This window comes from Cupriavidus sp. HE11, assembly GCF_056097175.1.
In genome coordinates this window covers 505,854-525,209 of the sequence record NZ_CP184465.1, presented here as the reverse complement: position 1 = coordinate 525,209, position 19,356 = coordinate 505,854, and the positions used below count along the sequence as shown (strand labels likewise).

Genomic DNA, 19,356 nt, shown 5'->3' with positions numbered 1-19,356 from the left:
TTGTTGAGTGCTGGATGCTGAAACGCTGAATTGCGGAAAGGGGCGCGTCAGGCGACCTGGCGTTCCGCCGGGTGTCCGGCGGACTGCTTGCCGGCGTGGGCCGCCAGTGCGTCGCGGAACCACGCGCCGTCCTGCCAGGCCTTGACGCGGGTGCCAAGACGTTCGCGATTGCAGGGGCCGTTGCCCTGGATCACGTTGTAGAACTCGTCCCAGTCGATGGCGCCGAAGTCGTAGTGGCCGCGTTCGTCGTTCCACTTCAGATCGGGGTCGGGAATCGACAGACCCAGGAACTCGGCCTGGGGCACGGTCTGGTCCACCATCTTCTGGCGCAGCGCATCGTTCGAGAACAGCTTGATGCGCCATTGCGCGGATTGCGCGCTGTGCAGCGAATCGGCGTCGGACGGCCCGAACATCATCAGCGCCGGCCACCACCAGCGGTTCAGCGCGTCCTGGGCCATCTGCTTCTGCTCGGCCGTGCCGTTGCACAGCTTGAGCAGGATGTCGTAGCCCTGGCGCTGGTGGAACGACTCTTCCTTGCACACGCGCACCATGGCACGGGCATAGGGGCCGTACGAGCAGCGACACAGCGGCACCTGGTTGATGATGGCCGAGCCGTCCACCAGCCAGCCGATGGCGCCGATGTCGGCCCAGTTCAGCGTCGGGTAATTGAAGATGCTCGAATACTTGGCTTTTCCGCTATGCAGGTCGGCCAGCATCTGGTCGCGCGACACGCCGAGCGTTTCCGCCGCGCTATATAGATACAGCCCATGGCCCGCTTCATCCTGGATCTTTGCCAGCAGCACGGCCTTGCGTTCCAGCGTCGGCGCGCGCGTTACCCAGTTGCCTTCGGGCAGCTGTCCCACGATTTCCGAGTGGGCGTGCTGCGAGATCTGGCGTACCAGTGTGCGTCGGTAGGCGTCGGGCATCCAGTCCTTCGATTCGATGCGGATGCCTTCGTCGATGCGCTGCTGGAAGCTGCGTTCGTCATCGTTCATGTCCTCCGCCGTGCGGACTTTCGTGACACCGGTATCGACCAGTTGCGCGTACATGCATGTCTCCGTGATTCGCGTCAGGTTCGTAGGCCTGACATTGATCAGGATCATAGTGATACGATTTGACTCATTCAACGAGTTCGTGTGTATCACTTTGCGCAAGGAGACCCATGCCTGAGGTGTTGAAGCCGGAGGGGGTGTCGCCTGCCGTGGCCCGGCTGTCGAAGGGGCTGAAGCTTGGGGCGGGCTCGCTGCTGGTGACGATGTATGGCGATGTGATCGCGCCGCGGCCGCAGGCGCCGTGGCTGGGCAGCCTGATCACGCTGTCGGCGCCGTTTGGCCTGAGCAACCGTCTGGTGCGCACGGCTATCTTCCGGCTGGCGGCCGACGACTGGCTGGAGGCCACGCGCGTGGGTCGCAAGAGTTTTTACGGCCTGTCCGACGCGGGGCTGCTACGCGTACAGCACGCGGGCAAGCGCATCTATGCGGGCGCGTCGCCGGCGTGGGACGGCAAGTGGACGCTGGTGCTGCTGCGCAACGACACCAGGGCCTCGATGCGGCAGCCATTGCGCAGGGAACTGCTCTGGGAGGGCTTCGGGCCGGTGGCGCCGGGCGTGTTTGCGCACCCCAATGCCGACCGCGGCTCGCTGGAAGAAATCCTGGCGGCCGCCGGCGCCACCGAGCACGCGGCCGTGATGGTGGCCGAATCGGTGGCCGCGTTTTCGCGGCGGCCACTTGAACAGCTGATCCACCAGACCTATCGGCTCAAGGAGGTGGCGCAGGCGTGGCAGGCGTATGTCAGACGCTTTGCCTCGTGGGTCAAGGAAGCCCCGTCCCTGTCGGCGGTCGATGCGTTTTTCGTGCGCATCCTGCTGATCCACGAATATCGCCGCGTGCTGTTGCGGGACCCCGGCTTGCCCGATGAACTGCTGCCGGCCGATTGGCCCGGCCGCGAGGCGCGGGCCGGTACCGGTGCGCTCTATGCGGCACTGTTGCCGGCCAGCGAGGCCTATCTGCGGGCATATCTCGAAACCGAGGGCGGAATTTTCCAATCGCCCATGCGCGTGTTGCGCGAGCGGTTCACGTCACGTTTTCACGAATAGCCGCCTGAGCCTGTCGCCGTCAGTCGTGTGCGACAGCCTTGCCGCCAGCCTTCGCACGCCGGCGCCGGGCGAGCATGTTCAGTCCCTCCACGGCCGTGGAGAACGCCATCGCCGTATAGATATAACCCTTGGGTACATGGTGACCCAGCCCGTCGGCGATCAGCGTCATGCCGATCATGATCAGGAAGGCCAGCGCGAGCATCACGATGGTCGGGTTGCGATTGATGAAGTTGGCAAGCGGCGTGGCGGCCACCAGCATCACGGTCACCGCGGCGATCACGGCCACGAACATGATTGGAATGTGATCTGTCATGCCCACTGCTGTAATGATGCTGTCGATCGAGAACACGAGGTCCAGCACCAGGATCTGGCCGATGGCTGCAGCGAAGCCGGGCACGGGGCGGGCGGCGGCCGATTCGTCCTCGTGTTCGGCCTCGGGCGCCACGTGCTCGTGGATTTCGCGCGTGGCTTTCCAGACCAGGAAGGCACCACCGGCGATCAGGATGATGTCCCGCCAGGAAATGCCCTTGCCGAATATCGTGAAGACCGGTTCGGTCAGCGCCACGATCACGGCGATGGTGGCAAGCAGCCCCAGCCGCAGGATCAGGGCCAGGCCAATACCGATGCGGCGCGCCTTTTCCCGGTTCTCCTCGGGGAGCTTGTTGGTCAGGATGGAAATAAAGATGAGGTTGTCGATGCCCAGCACGATTTCCATGGCAACCAGGGTAGCCAAAGCGGCCCAGGCCGACGGGTCGCGTGCCAGTGCGAGCAGTGTTTCCATGCGGACTCCAGATCTCCGTGACGGTGGAAGAGGGCCGGGAAGCGGAAAGGCGGCCCGCAAGCGGACAACGGTAGACATGGTAGTACACACCCTGCACGCGGCGATACCGGTACAGCGTGTTCTGCACCACTGAGTGAAAGAACGAGGTTGTCGAATGGCGATTGTGAAATATAGTATGTGATATACCAAAGAATTTTACGCATCACTATCACAACCATCAGGAGACAACCGATGAAGATCTGTATCTACGGAGCGGGAGCCATTGGCGGCTACATGGGCGCCCAGCTGGCGTTGGCGGGCGCCGATGTCAGCTTTATCGCGCGGGGGCCCCATCTGGCGGCCATGCAGGCCAACGGCGTGCGCCTGCAGATCGAGGGCGAGGAGCGCGTCGCCAAGGTTCGTTGCACCAGCGACCCGCGCGAACTGGGTCCGCAAGATTACGTATTCATCACTTTGAAGGCGCACCAGGTGCCAGGCGTGGTGGACCTGATGCAGCCGCTGCTGGGGCCCGACACGGCCGTGGTGACCGGCGTCAACGGCATTCCCTACTGGTATTTCCACAAGCATGGCGGTGAATTCGCCGGTCGGACCCTGGAAAGCGTGGACCCGGGCGGCAAGCAATGGCAGGGCCTGGGGCCGGACCGCGCCATTGGCTGCGTGCTGTATCCGGCGGCCGAAATCGTGTCGCCCGGCGTCATCAAGCACGTCTATGGCAAGAAATTTCCGATTGGCGAGCCGGACGGCACCCGTTCCGAGCGCGTGACCCGCCTGGCGGAGATGATGGCAAAGGCCGACCTGGACGCGCCGGTGCGCGACAACATCCGTGACGAGATCTGGCTCAAGCTGTGGGGCAATCTCTGCTTCAACCCTATCAGCGCGCTGACACATGGCACGCTGGACATCATCACGTCCGACCCGGCCACGCGTGCGTTGTCGAAGCAGATGATGCTCGAAGCCAAGGACATCGCCGAGCGCTTCGGCGTTCATTTCCGGGTGGATGTGGAACGGCGCATCGATGGCGCGGGCGCGGTTGGGGCGCACAAGACGTCGATGCTGCAGGATCTGGAGGCGGGCAGGGCCATGGAGATCGATCCGCTGCTGACCGTGGTTCAGGAAATGGGCCGGATGATCGGGCAGCCCACGCCGATGATCGATGCGGTGCTGGGCCTGATCAAGCAGCGCGACCGCATGGCCCAGGCGGCGCTTGCAGCCAATGCCGAGCCGGTAAAGGTGGCCAAGGCCGCCTGATCGAAACGAGGGCAATGACCTTCGGCAGTGCCGTCATTGTGATATACCATATACGAAAGGCCGGATTCGTCCCTTGCCTCGCCGTCTGGTGCGGAAACGTGCCAGATTGATGAGCGGAACGCATGGCACCATGCCAAACTGGTGCCATGACGTTCACGGGACGCGTGCCACCGGACGCCAGACCGGCGTCCGGGGCACCGGCCACTGACGAGTGCATTCATGTCTGCCCAAAGCCAACCTGAAGTCCAGCCGCAAGGGCTGTCCCTGTCGCTGCAACCGATCAACGCCGGCGCCAGCCTGCGCGACCAGGCGTACGCAATGTTGCGCCAGGCCATTGCCGACGCCGATATCTACCAGTCGCGCGACGAAGTCCGGCTTGATGAGCGCGTACTGTCCGAAGCGCTGGGTGTAAGCCGCACGCCAATCCGCGAAGCCATGACACTGCTGGAGCAGGAAGGGTTCCTGCGCACGGTGCCGCGCCGCGGGATCTATATCACCCGCAAGACCAAGCGCGAAATCGTCGAGATGATCCAGGTCTGGGCCGCGCTGGAAAGCATGGCTGCGCGCCTGGCCACGCAGAATGCCACCGACGAGGAAATCGGCAAGCTGCGCCATATGTTCGACAGCTTCCGCGATTCAACGCCGGCCGAGCATATCGAGGAATACTCCGACGCCAATATCGTGTTCCACCAGGCGATCGTGCAGCTGTCGAAGTCGCAGGTCATCATGGACCAGATCAAGAACATCTTTGTCCATGTGCGAGCGATTCGGAAAATGACGATCTCGCAGAGCGACCGTGCGGCGCGCTCCATCGTCGATCATCTGCGGATTATCGAAGCCCTGGAAAAGCGCGATACGGAACTGGCCGAGCGGCTGGTGCGCCAGCATTCGCTGGACCTGGCCGAGTACGTGGAAAAGAACTGCGATTTCCTGGACTGACGGCCGGTCGCGACGTGCGCTCGCCTTTGCCAGGACACCATCGGTGAGGCGAGGGCGGTGCCATGCTGACAAGCGCCACGTCGCTCCACGTTGCTGCCCACTTGCCCCGCCGCGCGCCCGCGCGGCGGAAGACTGCGAATCCTGCCTGCCGCCACAACCAACTGCTGGTGGCTGACCGTTTTTCCTGCCCCGGCATCCCGTTCGAGGATGTCATGTTCACCGCTTTACCAGTCACAGCCCGCGCTTGATCAGCCCGCTGGCTGCCGGCCGTTGTCGGCCTCTATCCGCATTTGCTGCAACGCATCATCGAAACCTCCCGGATTCGGGTTTAAACCCCCTTGCGTCTTCGTGATATACCACATACTGTATGTCAACAGCGCAAAACACACATCAGGAGACGCAGCATGGCCGACACCCATAACGAACGCAAAGCCCTGGACGGTATTCGCATCCTGGACATGACTCACGTGCAGGCCGGCCCCTCGGCCACGCAGCTGATGGCCTGGATGGGGGCCGACGTGATCAAGGTTGAAATGCCCGGACGCGGTGACATCACGCGCAGCCAGCTGCGCGACGTGCCGAACGCCGACAGCCTGTACTTCACCATGCTGAACAGCAACAAGCGCAGCCTGACGCTCAATATGAAGACGCCGGAAGGCAAGGCCCTGCTGGAGGACCTGATCCAGCAGAGCGACGTGCTGATCGAGAACTTCGGCCCGGGCGTGCTGGCCCGCGCCGGGTTTGACTGGGACCATATCCAGAACCTGAATCCGCGCATGATCTATGCGTCGATCAAGGGCTTCGGTCCCGGCCCGTACCAGGACTGCAAGGCCTACGAGAACGTGGCGCAGTGCATGGGCGGTTCGGCTTCGACGACCGGCGAGGCCGCCGGCATGCCGACGGTGACCGGTGCGCAGATCGGCGATTCGGGTACCGGCGTGCACTGCGTGGTGGGCATCCTGGCCGCACTGCTGCAGCGCGAGCATTCGGGCCGCGGCCAGCGCGTGGAAGTCGCCATGCAGGATGCCGTGCTGAACCTGTGCCGCGTGAAGCTGCGCGACCAGCAGCGCCTGGATGCCGGCCCGCTGCGCGAGTACCCCAACGACCAGTTCGACGACCACGTGCCGCGCGCCGGCAATGCCTCGGGCGGCGGCCAGCCCGGTGCTGCGCTGCGCTGCGCGCCGGGTGGCCCGAACGACTACGTCTACGTGATCATCCAGCCGCAGGGCTGGGAGCCGCTGATGCGCCTGTGCCGCCGCGAAGACCTGATCACCGATCCGGAGTTCGCCACGCCGGAAGTGCGTCTGAAGAAGCTCACCGCCTGCTTCGGCATCATCGAGCAATGGACGCTGGGCCGTACCAAGTTCGAGGTGATGAACGCGCTCAACGAGGTGGATGTGCCGTGTGGCCCGATCCTGTCGATGAAGGACCTGATCGAAGACAAGTCGATGTACGAGCGTGGCTACCTGGTGGAACTGGAGCATCCGGCGCGTGGCAAGTACGTGCAGCTTGGCTCGCCGATCACGTTGTCCGACTCGCCGGTGAGCGTGGAGCGTTCGCCGCTGCTGGGCGAGCACACCGACGAGATCCTGGAATGGCTGGGACGCTCGCCGGCACAGATCGCGGCGCTGCGCGTGGCGGGAGCGGTCTGACCCGAGGCCGCCCGGCCACCTGTTAGCTGTCTCCACGGCCCCTGGGAGGGGGCCCCAATGTCTGCTGAGAGCGCAGGCGCTGCAAAGACGCGCCTGCCGGAGGAACTCTGCCGTGCAAACCTGGATTCGCTTCCGCCGTCCTGACGGTGACATCGCTTACGGCCGCCTTGACGATGGCGATGCCGATCGCGTCATCGAATGCGATGGCCCTGGCTATACCGATCCCCGTCCCACGGGCAACACCTACAGCTACGCCTCGCTGGAACTGGTGGCCCCGTGCCAGCCCGGCAAGATCGTGGCGCTATGGAACAATTTTCACGCCCTTGCGGCCCGGCTGGAAAAGACCGTGCCTGTGCATCCGCTGTTCCTGCTGAAGCCGGCCAGTTCGCTGGCTGGCCCTGGCGACGCCATCCTTCGCCCGAGCGGATATACCGGCAAGATTGCCTATGAAGGCGAACTCGGCATCGTCATCGGCCGCGAATGCCGCAATGTCCCGTTGAGCGACGCCGCCTCGCACATCTTTGGCTACACCATCGTCAATGACGTCACGGCGGGCGAGCTACTCAATGCCGATCCGAACTTCCCGCAGTGGACGCGCGCCAAGGGGTCCGACACGTTCGGTTGTATCGGTCCGGCCATCGTGTCCGGCTTTGACTGGCGCAGTGCCAGCGTGGTGACGCGCCTGGATGGCAACGAGCGCCAGAACTATCCGCTGTCCGACATCGTTTTTTCGCCAGAAGAGCAGGTCAGCCGCTTGTCGCAGGACATGACGTTGATGCCGGGCGACGTGATCGCTGTTGGCACTTCGATCGGGGTCGGGTCAATGAAGGACGGCTCGGTGGTGGAGGTGTCGATTCGCGGCATCGGTTCGCTGGTCAACCATATGCGCGGCTGAGGCGGGTTCGCTCCAAGTCGCGAAGGGTAGTAGGTGCCCTGGCATAAGCCAGACACGCCAGGGCATGCAGTTTCGGGATCGGCAATTCCCCTTATTTGCGTCTAATTTTCACGAAATGCTGCAGTGCACCGACGAAAGTTCGTCGAAATAGTGGGAAATCTCTTGCCGATCTTTGATATATCACATACCGTATTTCAGCGTTATCGAATACAGGGAATCGAAACGGAGGAGACACCGTGCCGATTTGTCCGATGAAGCCAGGCGGAACGCAAGCGCGACCGCTAAGGACACCCTGAAGAAGAGAAATTCCAATCCCGTCAATTTGCATAGAAGGAAGCAACCATGGCAGAAGTCGGAAACGAACTGCAGCGTCACGCTGCAGAAGAGCAGCAGGCACAAACCGATGGTTTTCATCTGGTCATCGACGCGCTGAAGCTGAACGGCATCGAAAACATCTACGGCCTGCCTGGCATTCCGGTCACCGATCTGGCCCGCCTGGCGCAGGCCAACGGCATGCGCGTCATCAGCTTCCGTCATGAGCAGAACGCAGGCAACGCCGCCGCGATTGCCGGCTTCCTTACACAAAAGCCGGGGGTTTGCCTGACCGTGTCCGCGCCTGGCTTCCTGAACGGGCTGACGGCGCTGGCCAACGCGACCACCAACTGCTTCCCGATGATCCTGATCAGCGGCTCCAGTGAGCGCGAGATCGTCGACCTGCAGCAGGGTGACTACGAGGAGATGGACCAGCTTGCCATCGCCCGCCCGCACGCCAAGGCTGCCTTCCGTGTGCTGCACGCCGAAGACATCGGTGTCGGTGTGGCCCGCGCCATCCGCGCCGCCGTATCGGGCCGCCCGGGCGGTGTGTACCTGGACCTGCCGGCCAAGCTGCTGGCCCAGTCGATGGAAGCCGAAAAGGGCCGCAAGTCGCTGATCAAGGTGGTGGACCCGGCCCCGCGCCAGCTGCCGGCACCGGATTCGGTTGACCGCGCCGTCGAGCTGCTGAAGGGCGCCAAGCGTCCGCTGATCCTGCTGGGCAAGGGCGCCGCCTACGCACGCGCCGATGCCGATATCCGCGCGCTGGTCGAGAAGACCGGCATTCCGTATCTGCCGATGTCGATGGCCAAGGGCCTGCTGCCCGATACGCACCCGCAATCGGCCTCGGCCGCACGGTCGTATGTGCTGGCGGAAGCCGACGTCGTGGTGCTGGTGGGCGCGCGCCTGAACTGGCTGCTGTCGCACGGCAAGGGCAAGACCTGGGGCAAGCCGAAGCAGTTCATCCAGATCGACATCTCGCCGACCGAGATGGACAGCAACGTCGCCATCGCCGCACCGGTGGTAGGTGATATCGGTTCGTGCGTATCGGCACTGCTGGGCAAGATCGGCAACGACTTCGCCAAGCCGGGCGCCGACTGGCTGAACGCGGTGGACGAACGCAAGGAAAAGAACCTGGCGAAGATGGCCGAGACCCTGGCCAAGGAGACGTCGCCGATGAACTTCCACAGCGCGCTGCGCGTGCTGAAGGACGTCGTCAAGGCCAATCCGAGCATTTCGTTTGTCAACGAAGGCGCCAACACGCTGGACTACGCCCGCGCCGTGATCGACATGTACGAGCCGCGCAAGCGCCTGGACGTAGGTACCTGGGGCGTGATGGGCGTGGGCATGGGCTACGCGGTGGCTGCGGCGGTTGAAACCAGCAAGCCGGTACTGGCGGTATGCGGCGACAGCGCATTCGGTTTCTCGGGCATGGAAGTCGAGACGATCTGCCGCTACGACCTGCCGGTCTGCATCGTGGTCTTCAACAACAACGGCGTCTACAAGGGCATTGACAAGAACCCGACCGGCGGCAAGGACCCTGCGGTCACGATGTTCGTGCCGGGTGCGCGCTACGACAAGATGATGGAAGCGTTCGGCGGCGTCGGTCACAACGTGACCACACCGGCGGAACTCGAATCGGCCGTGAACGAAGCGCTGCGGTCGGGCAAGCCCACGCTGATCAACGCCGTCATCGATCCGGCCGCCGGTACCGAAAGCGGTCGCCTGACCAACCTGAATCCGCAAAGCTCGGCCAGCAAGTAAATAGCCAACCACCTGAATTTCACCCTCTATTCCAACGGGAGAGCGAACGTGAACTTACCACTGAGCGGTATCAAGATCATCGACTTCACGCATGTCCAGGCCGGCCCCGCCTGCACGCAACTTCTCGCATGGTTCGGTGCGGACGTCATCAAGGTGGAGCGCCCCGGCTCCGGCGACGTGACCCGCACGCAGCTGCGTGACCAGCCCGACGCCGACGCGTTGTACTTCACGATGCTGAACAGCAACAAGCGCTCGCTGACGCTGGACACCAAGAAGCCGGAAGGCAAGAAGATCCTGGAACAGCTGATCCGCGAATCGGACGTGCTGGTCGAGAACTTCGGCCCGGGTGCGCTGGACCGCATGGGCTTCTCGTGGGCGCGCATCAACGAACTGAACCCGATGATGATCGTGGCATCGGTCAAGGGCTTCAGCGACGGCCACCACTACGAAGACCTGAAGGTCTACGAGAACGTGGCGCAATGCGCCGGCGGTGCCGCGTCGACCACCGGTTTCTGGGACGGCCCGCCGACCGTGTCGGCCGCTGCGCTGGGTGACTCGAACACCGGCATGCACCTGGCAATCGGCATCCTGACCGCGATCATCGGGCGCCAGCAGACCGGCAAGGGCCAGAAGGTGGCGGTGTCGATGCAGGACGCCGTGCTGAACCTGTGCCGCGTGAAGCTGCGCGACCAGCAGCGCCTGGACGCCCTGGGCTATCTGGAAGAGTATCCCCAGTACCCGCACGGCACGTTCAGCGACGTGGTGCCCCGTGGCGGCAACGCCGGCGGTGGTGGCCAGCCGGGCTGGGTGCTGAAGTGCAAGGGCTGGGAGACCGACCCCAACGCCTATATCTACTTCACCGTCCAGGGCCATGCCTGGGAGCCGATCTGCAAGGCACTGGGCCGGGAAGAGTGGATCAACGATCCGAACTACAACACGGCCAAGGCCCGCCAGCCCCATATCTTCGAGATCTTCAACACCATCGAAGAGTGGCTCGCCGACAAGACCAAGTACGAAGCGGTGGATATCCTGCGCAAGTTCGATATTCCGTGCTCGCCGGTGCTGTCCATGAAGGAAATCGCGGCCGATGAATCGCTGCGCAAGAGCGGCTCGATCGTGGAAGTCCCGCACAAGCAACGTGGTACGTACCTGACCGTGGGCAGCCCGATCAAGTTCTCGGACATGAAGCCGGAAATCACGGGTTCGCCGCTGCTGGGCGAGCACAGCGAGGAAGTGCTGTCCGGTCTGGGCTACGACGCCGAGGAGATCGCCCGCCTGCGCGAGTCGCAGGTGATCTGAGCCGGATAACGGCGCTGCCGGGGATGCGTGGACAGGACGTACCACGCATCCCCGGCGCCTTTTCGTTTTCGTCTGGACGCCTGACCTGAATGACCAGCTGCCGGCTGACCCGAGGGGCCCACCCAATGGGCTCCCGGTGCCGACAGTGCCACAATGACAGCCTGGGCCCCGGGCGCTGAACCGGGCCAATCCCCATTCCTCAGGAATGACCATGCAGACTGCAATCGACTACGAACAGCTGGTGTCCGCCATCGGCGACGCCGTCATCATCTCCGGCCCCGACGGGGCCATCACGCTGTGGAACCCGGCCGCGGAGTACATGTTCGGCTATACCCAGGAAGAAGCGCTGGGCAAGTCGCTGGACCTGATCATTCCCGAGCGCCTGCGTGCGCGCCACTGGGAGGGCTACGACAAGACCATGGCAACGGGCCAGACCCGCTACGGCCATGACTTGCTCAAGGTGCCGGCGATCAACAAGAAGGGCGATGCAATGTCGATCGCCTTTACCGTGGCGCTGCTGCACGGAGAAGGCGGGGAGGTCACCGGCATCGTGGCGGTGATCCGCGACGAGACCGTGCGCTTCCAGGAAGAGCGGGCGCTGCGCAAGCGCATTACGGAACTGGAAGCCAAGGCGGGCGCCGCGGCCTGACCCAACTGGCTTGCCGAGGCGGGACGTGATGCGGGGCGCTTGATTGCGCCCCGTTTGCTTTGGCGATCGCTAGCGCATGGCTGCGGCCATGGTCGCGCCCAGCTCCGCCGGCGAAGCGGCCACCTGGATGCCGGCCGCGCGCATGGCTTCGATCTTGGCCTCCGCCGTGCCCGTGCCGCCCGAGATGATCGCGCCGGCATGGCCCATGCGGCGTCCCGGCGGCGCGGAGGTGCCGGCGATAAAGCCCACCACGGGTTTGCGCGCGTGTGCGTCGCGCAGGAATCGCGCCGCGTCTTCTTCCGCCGACCCGCCGATCTCGCCGATCATGATGATGCCTTCGGTCTGGTCGTCGGCCAGGAACATCTCCAGGCAATCGATGAAGTCGGTACCGTTGACAGGGTCGCCGCCAATGCCGATGCAGGTCGATTGCCCCAGTCCGGCCGCCGTGGTCTGCGCCACGGCCTCATAGGTCAGCGTGCCCGAGCGCGACACCACGCCGATCCTGCCCGGCGTATGGATGTGTCCCGGCATGATGCCGATCTTGCATTGGCCCGGCGAGATCACGCCGGGGCAGTTCGGCCCCACCAGGCGGCTGCCGGTGCCAGTCAATGCACGCTTGACGCGCACCATGTCCATCACGGGAATGCCTTCGGTAATGCAGACGATCAGCGCAATGCCGGCATCCACCGCTTCGAGGATGGCATCGGCGGCAAATGGCGGCGGCACGTAGATGACCGATGCGTCGGCGCCGGTCGCATCGGCCGCGGCGGCCACGGTGTCGAAGACAGGCAAGCCCAGGTGCGACTCGCCGCCCTTGCCGGGGGTGACGCCCCCGACCATCTTTGTGCCATAGGCCAGCGCCTGTTCCGAATGGAACGTGCCTTGGGCACCCGTAAAGCCCTGGCAGATCACGCGCGTGTTCTGGTCGATCAGCACAGCCATGTCAGTTGCCTCCTTTTTTCTGCGTGGCGCGCACGGCGGCCACCACCTTTTCGGCCGCATCGGCCAGATGACTGGCGGATTTGATCGGCAGGCCCGAATCGCGCAGGATCTGCCTGCCTAGGTCGACATTGGTGCCTTCCAGCCGCACCACCAGCGGCACGGTCAGGTCCACTTCGCGTGCCGCCGCCACCACGCCTTCGGCGATCACGTCGCAGCGCATGATGCCGCCGAAGATGTTCACCAGGATGCCTTCCACCTTGGGATCGGCCAGGATCAGCCGGAAGGCAGCCGCCACGCGCTCGCTGGTGGCGCCGCCGCCCACATCCAGGAAGTTGGCCGGCTCGGCACCGTAGCGCTTGATGATGTCCATAGTGGCCATGGCCAGGCCCGCGCCGTTCACCAGGCAGCCGATATTGCCGTCCAGCCGCACGTAGCTCAGCCCGTGGCGGGCGGCCTCGGTCTCGGCCGGGTCTTCCTCGCTCTCGTCGCGCATGGCCTCGATCTCCGGATGACGGAAGAGGGCGTTGTCGTCGAAACTGAACTTGGCATCTAGCGCCATCACGTCGCCGCTGTCGGTGACCACCAGCGGATTGATCTCGACGATCGACGCATCGAGTTCGATGAACGCCCGATAGGTGGACAGGATGAACCGCGTCGCCGCGCCAACTTGCTTGCCGGACAGCCCGAGACCGAACGCCAGCCGGCGTGCATGGAACGGCTGGATGCCGCTGGCCGGATCGATCGCCACCTTCAGGATCTTCTCGGGCGAGCGCGCGGCAATCTCCTCGATATCCATGCCGCCCTCGGTGGACACCATGATGGTGACGCGCGACGTGGCGCGGTCGATCAGGATGCCCAGATAGAGTTCGCGTGAGATGTCGAAGGCCTTTTCGATATAGAGGCGCCGCACCACCCGGCCAGCCGGGCCGGTCTGCCGCGTCACCAGCGTCTTGCCCAGCATCTGCCGGGCATTGGCATGCACCTCGTCGATCGACGTCACGACGCGTACGCCGCCCTTGCCCGAATCGTCGTCGGCAAAGCGGCCGGCACCGCGTGCGCCTGCATGGATCTGCGATTTCACTACCCAGACCGGGCCGCCCACCTTGCGGGCGGCATGGGTGGCCTCGTCTGGCGTAAACGCTACGCAGCCTTGCGGTACGGGCACGTCATAGCGCCTGAGCAACTCCTTGGCCTGATGTTCGTGAATGTCCACGTGTCTCCTCGCATGGGAAAGCGCCACGGCGGCGCAGGGCGGTGTCCGCTTGTTCTAGTTCTTCGCAGCCTAAAATATGGTATGTAATATATCAACAAAATCAAGCAAAAAGTGCATCGAAGATTGCTTTGGTGATGCTGCTGCAAGGAAATGTGCTGGGATGACAAGCCGGCTGCATCAATCACGTGGGATTGATGGCAAAGCGTTCTATGTTGCGGGTTTTCGCGGATAGGGAAGCGCCAGTTTGGTGCGTCGCGGCACCGAAAGTTGGCGTTCTGCCGATTTTCTTCTTGTTTGGTGGTGATATATCACATACGGTGTTTAGCAAGGTCGACGCCGCACGGCGCGAATGGTGCATCCCGGTCGAACAAGTCAGGCCGGCTGCATAGACATTGCCTTCACGAGAATACTCAAGGAGACAACGCCATGAACAACAAGGCTCTGGAAGGAGTCCGCATCCTGGACATGACCCACGTGCAGGCCGGCCCGTCGGCCACGCAACTGATGGCCTGGCTGGGTGCCGATGTGATCAAGGTAGAACTGCCCGGCCGGGGCGACATTACGCGCGGCCAGTTGCGCGATGTGCCCAACGCGGACAGCCTCTACTTCACGATGCTGAACTCGAACAAGCGCAGCGTGACCCTCAATATGAAGACGCCCGAGGGCAAGGCCTTGCTCGAAGACCTGGTGCAGCGCTGCGATGTGCTGGTCGAGAACTTCGGACCGGGCGTGCTGGACCGCGCCGGCTTCGACTGGGACCACCTCCAGACGTTGAACCCGCGCCTGATCTACGCCTCGATCAAGGGCTTTGGCCCCGGCCCGTATGTCGACTGCAAGGCCTACGAGAACGTGGCCCAGTGCATGGGCGGATCGGCCAGTACCACGGGCGCCGACGACGGCGAGCCCACCGTGACCGGCGCGCAGATCGGCGATTCGGGCACCGGCGTGCATTGCGTGGTGGGCATCCTGGCCGCACTGCTGCATCGCGAGAAGTCCGGCCGCGGCCAGCGCGTGGAAGTCGCCATGCAGGATGCCGTGCTGAACCTGTGCCGCGTGAAGCTGCGCGACCAGCAGCGGCTCGCGGCCGGCCCGCTCAAGGAATATCCGAACCAGGAGTTCGGCGATTTCGTGCCACGCGCAGGCAACGCGTCGGGCGGCGGCCAGCCCGGTGCCGCGCTGCGCTGCTCGCCGGGCGGGGCCAACGACTATGTGTACGTCATCATCCAGCCGCAGGGCTGGGAGCCCTTGATGCGCCTGTGCGGGCGCGAAGACCTGATCACGCATCCGAATTTCGCCACGCCGGAGGCCCGCCTGAAGATCCTGGGCGAGTGCTTTGGCGTGGTCGAGAAATGGACCAGGACCAAGACCAAGTTCGAGGTCATGGCGGCCCTGAACGACGAGGATGTGCCGTGCGGCCCGATCCTCTCGATGAAGGACCTGATCGAGGACGGCTCGCTGTACGAGCGCGGCTACCTGGTGGAGCTGGATCACCCGCAGCGCGGCAAGTACGTCCAGCTGGGGTGCCCGATCATGCTGTCCGATTCGCCGGTGGAAGTCGAGCGCTCGCCGCTGCTGGGCGAGCACACCGACGAGGTGCTCGAATGGCTGGGCCGCACGCCGGCGCAGATTGCCGCGCTCAAGGCGGCCGGAGCGGTCTAGCGCCGCGCAGCACTTCCTGAATTTTCTCCAGAGCAGTCCGCACGCCGCCTGCGTCATTCGACGCGGGGTGGCTGCCCTTTTGCACGCCTCAATATTGGCGGTGATCCCGCCCGATACAGATGGAGACCTGACATGGCACATGACAAGGATGCGGTACGCAAGATCCTCGCGACCGTCAAGGAAGAGGGCCGCGATGCACTGACTGCGCCCGAGGGCAAGCTGGTTTGCGACGCCTATGGCATTTCGGTGCCGGGCGAGGGCGTGGCGAAGTCGCCGACCGGTGCCGTCGAGCTGGCCGGCAAGATGGGATTCCCTGTGGTGCTCAAGATCGTGTCGCCCGACATCCTGCACAAGACCGAGGCCGGTGGCGTGCTGGTGGGCCTGAGGTCGGCGGCCGAGGTGGAGCAGGGCTACCTGACGATCATCGAGAACGCGAAGAAATACAAGGCGGACGCCAATATCGTCGGCGTGCAGGTGCAGCAGATGATCGCCGGTGGACAGGAAGTCATCATCGGTGCCGTGACCGACCCGTCGTTCGGCAAGCTGGTGGCGTTCGGCCTGGGTGGCGTGCTGGTGGAAGTGCTCAAGGACATCACGTTCCGCATGGCGCCGGCTTCGTACGATGACGCGCTGTCGATGCTCGACGGCATCGCCGCCGCCGAAGTGCTCAAGGGCGTGCGCGGCGCCGAACCGGCCAACCGCGAGGCACTGGCGAGCATGATCCAGCGCGTGTCGGAGTTGGTCAGTGATTTCCCGGAAATCTCCGAACTGGACCTGAATCCGGTCTTCGCCAGCGCCAGCGGTGCGATTGCCGCAGACGTGCGGATCGTGGTTGACCATTCGCCGCAGCCGGAGAAATATCGCCCGAGCCAGGAAGACATCGTGCGCCAGATGAACCGCATCATGAAGCCCGATACCGTGGCCGTGATCGGTGCGTCGGCCGAGGACGGCAAGATTGGCAATTCGGTGATGAAGAACCTGATCAACGGTGGCTACCAGGGCAAGATCTATCCGATCCACCCGAAGGCCGAAGAGATCATGGGCATGGCGGCCTACAAGAGCGTGCTCGATGTACCGGGCGAAGTCGATGTGGCCGTCTTCGCCATTCCCGCCAGGTTCGTGGCGCAGGCGCTGGAGGAAGTTGGCAGGAAGGGCATCCCGGGCGCCGTACTGATTCCGTCGGGATTTGCCGAAACGGGCAACGTCGCCGGCCAGGAGGAGATCGTGGCGATCGCGCGCAAGCACGACATCCGCCTGATGGGGCCGAATATCTACGGTTTCTACTACACGCCGAAGAACCTCTGTGCGACATTCTGCACGCCGTACGACGTCAAGGGCAAGGCGGCGCTGTCGTCGCAATCGGGTGGCATCGGCATGGCGATCATTGGTTTCTCGCGGTCGGCAAAGATGGGCGTGTCGGCCATCGTGGGCCTGGGCAACAAATCGGATATCGACGAAGACGATCTGCTGACGTTCTTCGAGCAGGACGAGAACACGGAGATCATCGCCCAGCATTGCGAAGACCTGAAGGATGGCCGTGCGTTTGCCGAAGTGGCCCGCCGCGTTTCGCAGAAGAAGCCGGTGGTGGTGCTCAAGGCGGGCCGTACCAGCCTGGGCGCCCGGGCGGCCAGCTCGCACACGGGCGCGCTGGCCGGCAATGACAAGATCTACGAGGATGTATTCAGGCAGGCCGGCGTGATCCGCGCCCGTTCGCTGCGCGATCTGCTGGAGTTCGCGCGGGGCATTCCGAAGCTGCCGACGCCGAAGGGCGAGAACGTGGTGATCATTACCGGCGCGGGTGGTTCGGGCGTGCTGCTGTCAGACGCCTGCGTGGACAACGGCCTGTCGTTGATGGGCATGCCCGAGGACCTGGACGCCGCATTCCGCAAGTTCATCCCGCCGTTCGGCGCGGCGGGCAACCCGGTGGACATCACCGGTGGCGAGCCACCTTCGACCTACAAGAACACGATCAGGCTGGGCCTGGAGGATCCGCGCATCCACGCGATCATCCTGGGCTACTGGCACACGATCATCACGCCTCCGATGGTGTTTGCCAGGCTGGTGATCGAGGTCAAGGAGGAAATGAAGGCGCTGGGTATCGAGAAGCCGATCGTCGCGTCGCTGGCTGGCGACGTGCAGGTGGAGGAAGCGGCCGAATACCTGTACGAGCATGGCGTGCCGGCCTACGCATACTCGACGGAAATCCCGGTGGCGGTGCTGGGAGCCAAGTACAAGTGGGCGCGCGGTGCCGGGAAGATCTGAGGTAGCCGTCGATGTAGGAGATCGTTGAAAAGCCAAGGGCCCCGTGACGGGGCCCTTGTCGATCTGGCGATGCGCGGGAACTTAGTTCGCGCCAGCGCCGGCCATGCCACGCAGGTACTCGTTCTTCTTGTCGAAGATCAGCTGGCTCAGGAACGGCGCATCGTAGGCGTTCAGCAGGTGGGCATGGTATTGCTCGATATAGCGCGTGACGCGCGCCTTCTCGCATTCGATACCGCACAGCCATTCGAACATCGGCGCGTCCCAGCGGAAACGCAGGCCCAGTTCGGTGAACGCGGCATTGTAGGCGGCCAGCTGGACCTCACGATCAACGTGGCGCATCTCGCGGACGGCCGTCGACATTGCGGCGGTGGCGGGCGCGTCGGATTGGAGGTGGTTCATGATCGTCTCCTGTAGTTGGCACACATCTCAGCGTGTGATGTCCGAAGCTTAGACAGGAGGAACGATTTACGATAATTAAAGTTTTATCGAAAAACCATAAGTCATTACTTATGCATGGGATGACCTGTGTCGCGCGGGATGGATCAGGCCCTCAACGCCCGTGATCTGCTGGATCAGCGTATGGCCTTCCTCCATCAGGAACTGCTTGAACGCCAGCGCAACCGGCGGCAGGCGCTTGTTCTTGCGATGGACCACGTACCAGTTCAGCATCACTGGAAAGCCTTCGATATCAAGCACGGCAAGCTTGCCGGTCTGCAGTTCCAGGCCCACCGTATGCGCGGACAGGAATGCGATGCCCATGTTGGCGATCACGGCCTGCTTGATGGTCTCGGTACTCTTGATCTCCATCGCGATACGCAGGTTCGACAGCCGGCCCGCAAAGCCTTCCTGCATCGAGTTCCAGGTGTCGGAGCCTTTTTCGCGCGACACGAACGCTTCCGCGGCCAGGCCCGCCAGCGGGATATTACGCTGGCCCACCAGCGGATGGTTGGGCGCGGCGACGATCACGTAGGGGTGCGGGGCGAACGATTCGGCAATGGTGTCCATGCCCTCGGGGGGGCGTACCATGACGGCCAGGTCGGTCAGGTTGCCCGCCAGCTGGTGCAGCAGTTCCTCGCGGTTGTGCACTGCAAGATTCAATGTGACCGACTCATGCCGGTTCATGAATTCGGCCAGCAGGCGGGGAAAGAAATAGTCGCCCGCACTGATCACGGCAACGTTCAGGCGGCCCCCGGAAATACCCTTAAGCTGCGCCATTGCGTCTTCGGCTTCACGAAATTGCTGAATGATGCTGCGGCTGTAATGGAGCATTTCCGTGCCGGCAGGCGTCAGGAAGATTCGCTTGCCAAGCTGCTCGAAGAGGGGCAGCCCGACATGCAGCTCGAGCTGCCGAACCTGTGTAGAAACAGCAGGTTGCGTGAGATGCAGCTCTTCGGCAGCGCGCGAGAAGCTCAGGTGGCGGGCCACCGTTTCGAAGACTTTCAGCTGGCGCAGCGTGGCATTTTTCATTGCACGATATCCTGCAATCTATAAAGGATCGTCAATGATCATAATAAAAAACTTTATGCTGTGCTGATCTAAGTTTGAAGTAGCATCAATCCACGAATACACGTGCCGCAATGTCAGGCGCGCTCATTCAGTAGTGAAAGCGGGCGGCCCCCCCAAAGGCCAGCCCACAACGCGCGCCG

16 protein-coding genes are annotated in these 19,356 nt (G+C 63.5%); 10 read left to right on the top strand and 6 right to left on the bottom strand.

Translation table 11 applies throughout. The features are described from left to right. Positions 1-47: 47 nt before the first annotated feature. Positions 48-1,049, bottom strand: a complete 1,002-nt coding sequence (gene paaA, locus ACOABP_RS19805) for a 1,2-phenylacetyl-CoA epoxidase subunit PaaA (RefSeq protein WP_474229696.1) — start codon at positions 1,047-1,049, stop codon at positions 48-50. Between the two features lie 113 nt (positions 1,050-1,162). Between paaA and paaX the strand changes: the two genes are divergently transcribed. After that, entirely contained in the window at positions 1,163-2,095 is a 933-nt protein-coding gene (gene paaX / locus ACOABP_RS19800; RefSeq protein WP_474229695.1) for a phenylacetic acid degradation operon negative regulatory protein PaaX, read from the top strand. Positions 2,096-2,114: 19 nt separating this feature from the next. Here the strand turns inward: paaX and ACOABP_RS19795 are convergent, their stop codons facing one another. After that, positions 2,115-2,876 (bottom strand): TerC family protein, encoded by a 762-nt coding sequence (locus tag ACOABP_RS19795; protein ID WP_474229694.1) that lies wholly within the window; start codon positions 2,874-2,876, stop codon positions 2,115-2,117. Between the two features lie 231 nt (positions 2,877-3,107). Here ACOABP_RS19795 and ACOABP_RS19790 point away from each other — a divergent pair, with 231 nt between their 5' ends. The 7 genes from ACOABP_RS19790 to ACOABP_RS19760 all read left to right on the top strand — a co-directional run bounded on the left by ACOABP_RS19790 (position 3,108) and on the right by ACOABP_RS19760 (position 11,634). Beyond that, a complete protein-coding gene (locus ACOABP_RS19790; protein WP_474229693.1) occupies positions 3,108-4,124 on the top strand; it encodes a 2-dehydropantoate 2-reductase in 1,017 nt (338 codons plus the stop codon). A 219-nt stretch (positions 4,125-4,343) separates the two neighbouring features. After that, on the top strand, positions 4,344-5,063 hold the full coding sequence (locus ACOABP_RS19785) for a GntR family transcriptional regulator (protein WP_066737389.1): 720 nt from the start codon (positions 4,344-4,346) through the stop codon (positions 5,061-5,063). Positions 5,064-5,467: 404 nt separating this feature from the next. Then, positions 5,468-6,715: a formyl-CoA transferase gene (gene frc, locus ACOABP_RS19780; RefSeq protein ID WP_474229692.1), complete on the top strand. Its 1,248-nt coding sequence runs from the start codon at positions 5,468-5,470 to the stop codon at positions 6,713-6,715. Positions 6,716-6,827: 112 nt separating this feature from the next. After that, positions 6,828-7,610: a fumarylacetoacetate hydrolase family protein gene (locus ACOABP_RS19775; protein ID WP_474229690.1), complete on the top strand. Its 783-nt coding sequence runs from the start codon at positions 6,828-6,830 to the stop codon at positions 7,608-7,610. 342 nt (positions 7,611-7,952) lie between these two features. Further along, a complete protein-coding gene (gene oxc / locus ACOABP_RS19770; RefSeq protein ID WP_474229688.1) occupies positions 7,953-9,686 on the top strand; it encodes an oxalyl-CoA decarboxylase in 1,734 nt (577 codons plus the stop codon). Positions 9,687-9,734: 48 nt separating this feature from the next. Beyond that, entirely contained in the window at positions 9,735-10,985 is a 1,251-nt protein-coding gene (gene frc, locus ACOABP_RS19765) for a formyl-CoA transferase (RefSeq protein ID WP_066737381.1), read from the top strand. Positions 10,986-11,196: 211 nt separating this feature from the next. Then, positions 11,197-11,634 carry a PAS domain-containing protein gene (locus tag ACOABP_RS19760; protein WP_066737470.1) on the top strand — a complete coding sequence of 146 codons (438 nt, stop codon included), beginning with the start codon at positions 11,197-11,199 and terminating at the stop codon, positions 11,632-11,634. Between the two features lie 69 nt (positions 11,635-11,703). On the opposite strand, the gene sucD is transcribed toward ACOABP_RS19760, so the two are convergent. Together sucD and sucC are read right to left on the bottom strand one after the other, a co-directional pair. Continuing rightward, positions 11,704-12,576 (bottom strand): succinate--CoA ligase subunit alpha, encoded by an 873-nt coding sequence (sucD, locus tag ACOABP_RS19755; protein ID WP_474229686.1) that lies wholly within the window; start codon positions 12,574-12,576, stop codon positions 11,704-11,706. A 1-nt stretch (position 12,577) separates the two neighbouring features. Continuing rightward, positions 12,578-13,789 carry an ADP-forming succinate--CoA ligase subunit beta gene (sucC, locus tag ACOABP_RS19750; protein ID WP_474229685.1) on the bottom strand — a complete coding sequence of 404 codons (1,212 nt, stop codon included), beginning with the start codon at positions 13,787-13,789 and terminating at the stop codon, positions 12,578-12,580. 426 nt (positions 13,790-14,215) lie between these two features. Between sucC and frc (ACOABP_RS19745) the strand changes: the two genes are divergently transcribed. Then, positions 14,216-15,448, top strand: coding sequence for a formyl-CoA transferase (frc, locus tag ACOABP_RS19745; protein WP_474229683.1), 1,233 nt, complete (start codon positions 14,216-14,218; stop codon positions 15,446-15,448). 132 nt (positions 15,449-15,580) lie between these two features. Further along, on the top strand, positions 15,581-17,710 hold the full coding sequence (locus tag ACOABP_RS19740; protein WP_474229682.1) for an acetate--CoA ligase family protein: 2,130 nt from the start codon (positions 15,581-15,583) through the stop codon (positions 17,708-17,710). A gap of 81 nt (positions 17,711-17,791) precedes the next feature. Here ACOABP_RS19740 and ACOABP_RS19735 read toward each other — a convergent pair whose 3' ends face one another. Next, positions 17,792-18,070, bottom strand: a complete 279-nt coding sequence (locus ACOABP_RS19735) for a LysR family transcriptional regulator (RefSeq protein ID WP_231906950.1) — start codon at positions 18,068-18,070, stop codon at positions 17,792-17,794. 147 nt (positions 18,071-18,217) lie between these two features. Then, complete coding sequence (locus ACOABP_RS19730) at positions 18,218-19,177, bottom strand: LysR substrate-binding domain-containing protein (protein ID WP_474229680.1); 960 nt, start codon at positions 19,175-19,177, stop codon at positions 18,218-18,220. Positions 19,178-19,356 lie beyond the last annotated feature (179 nt).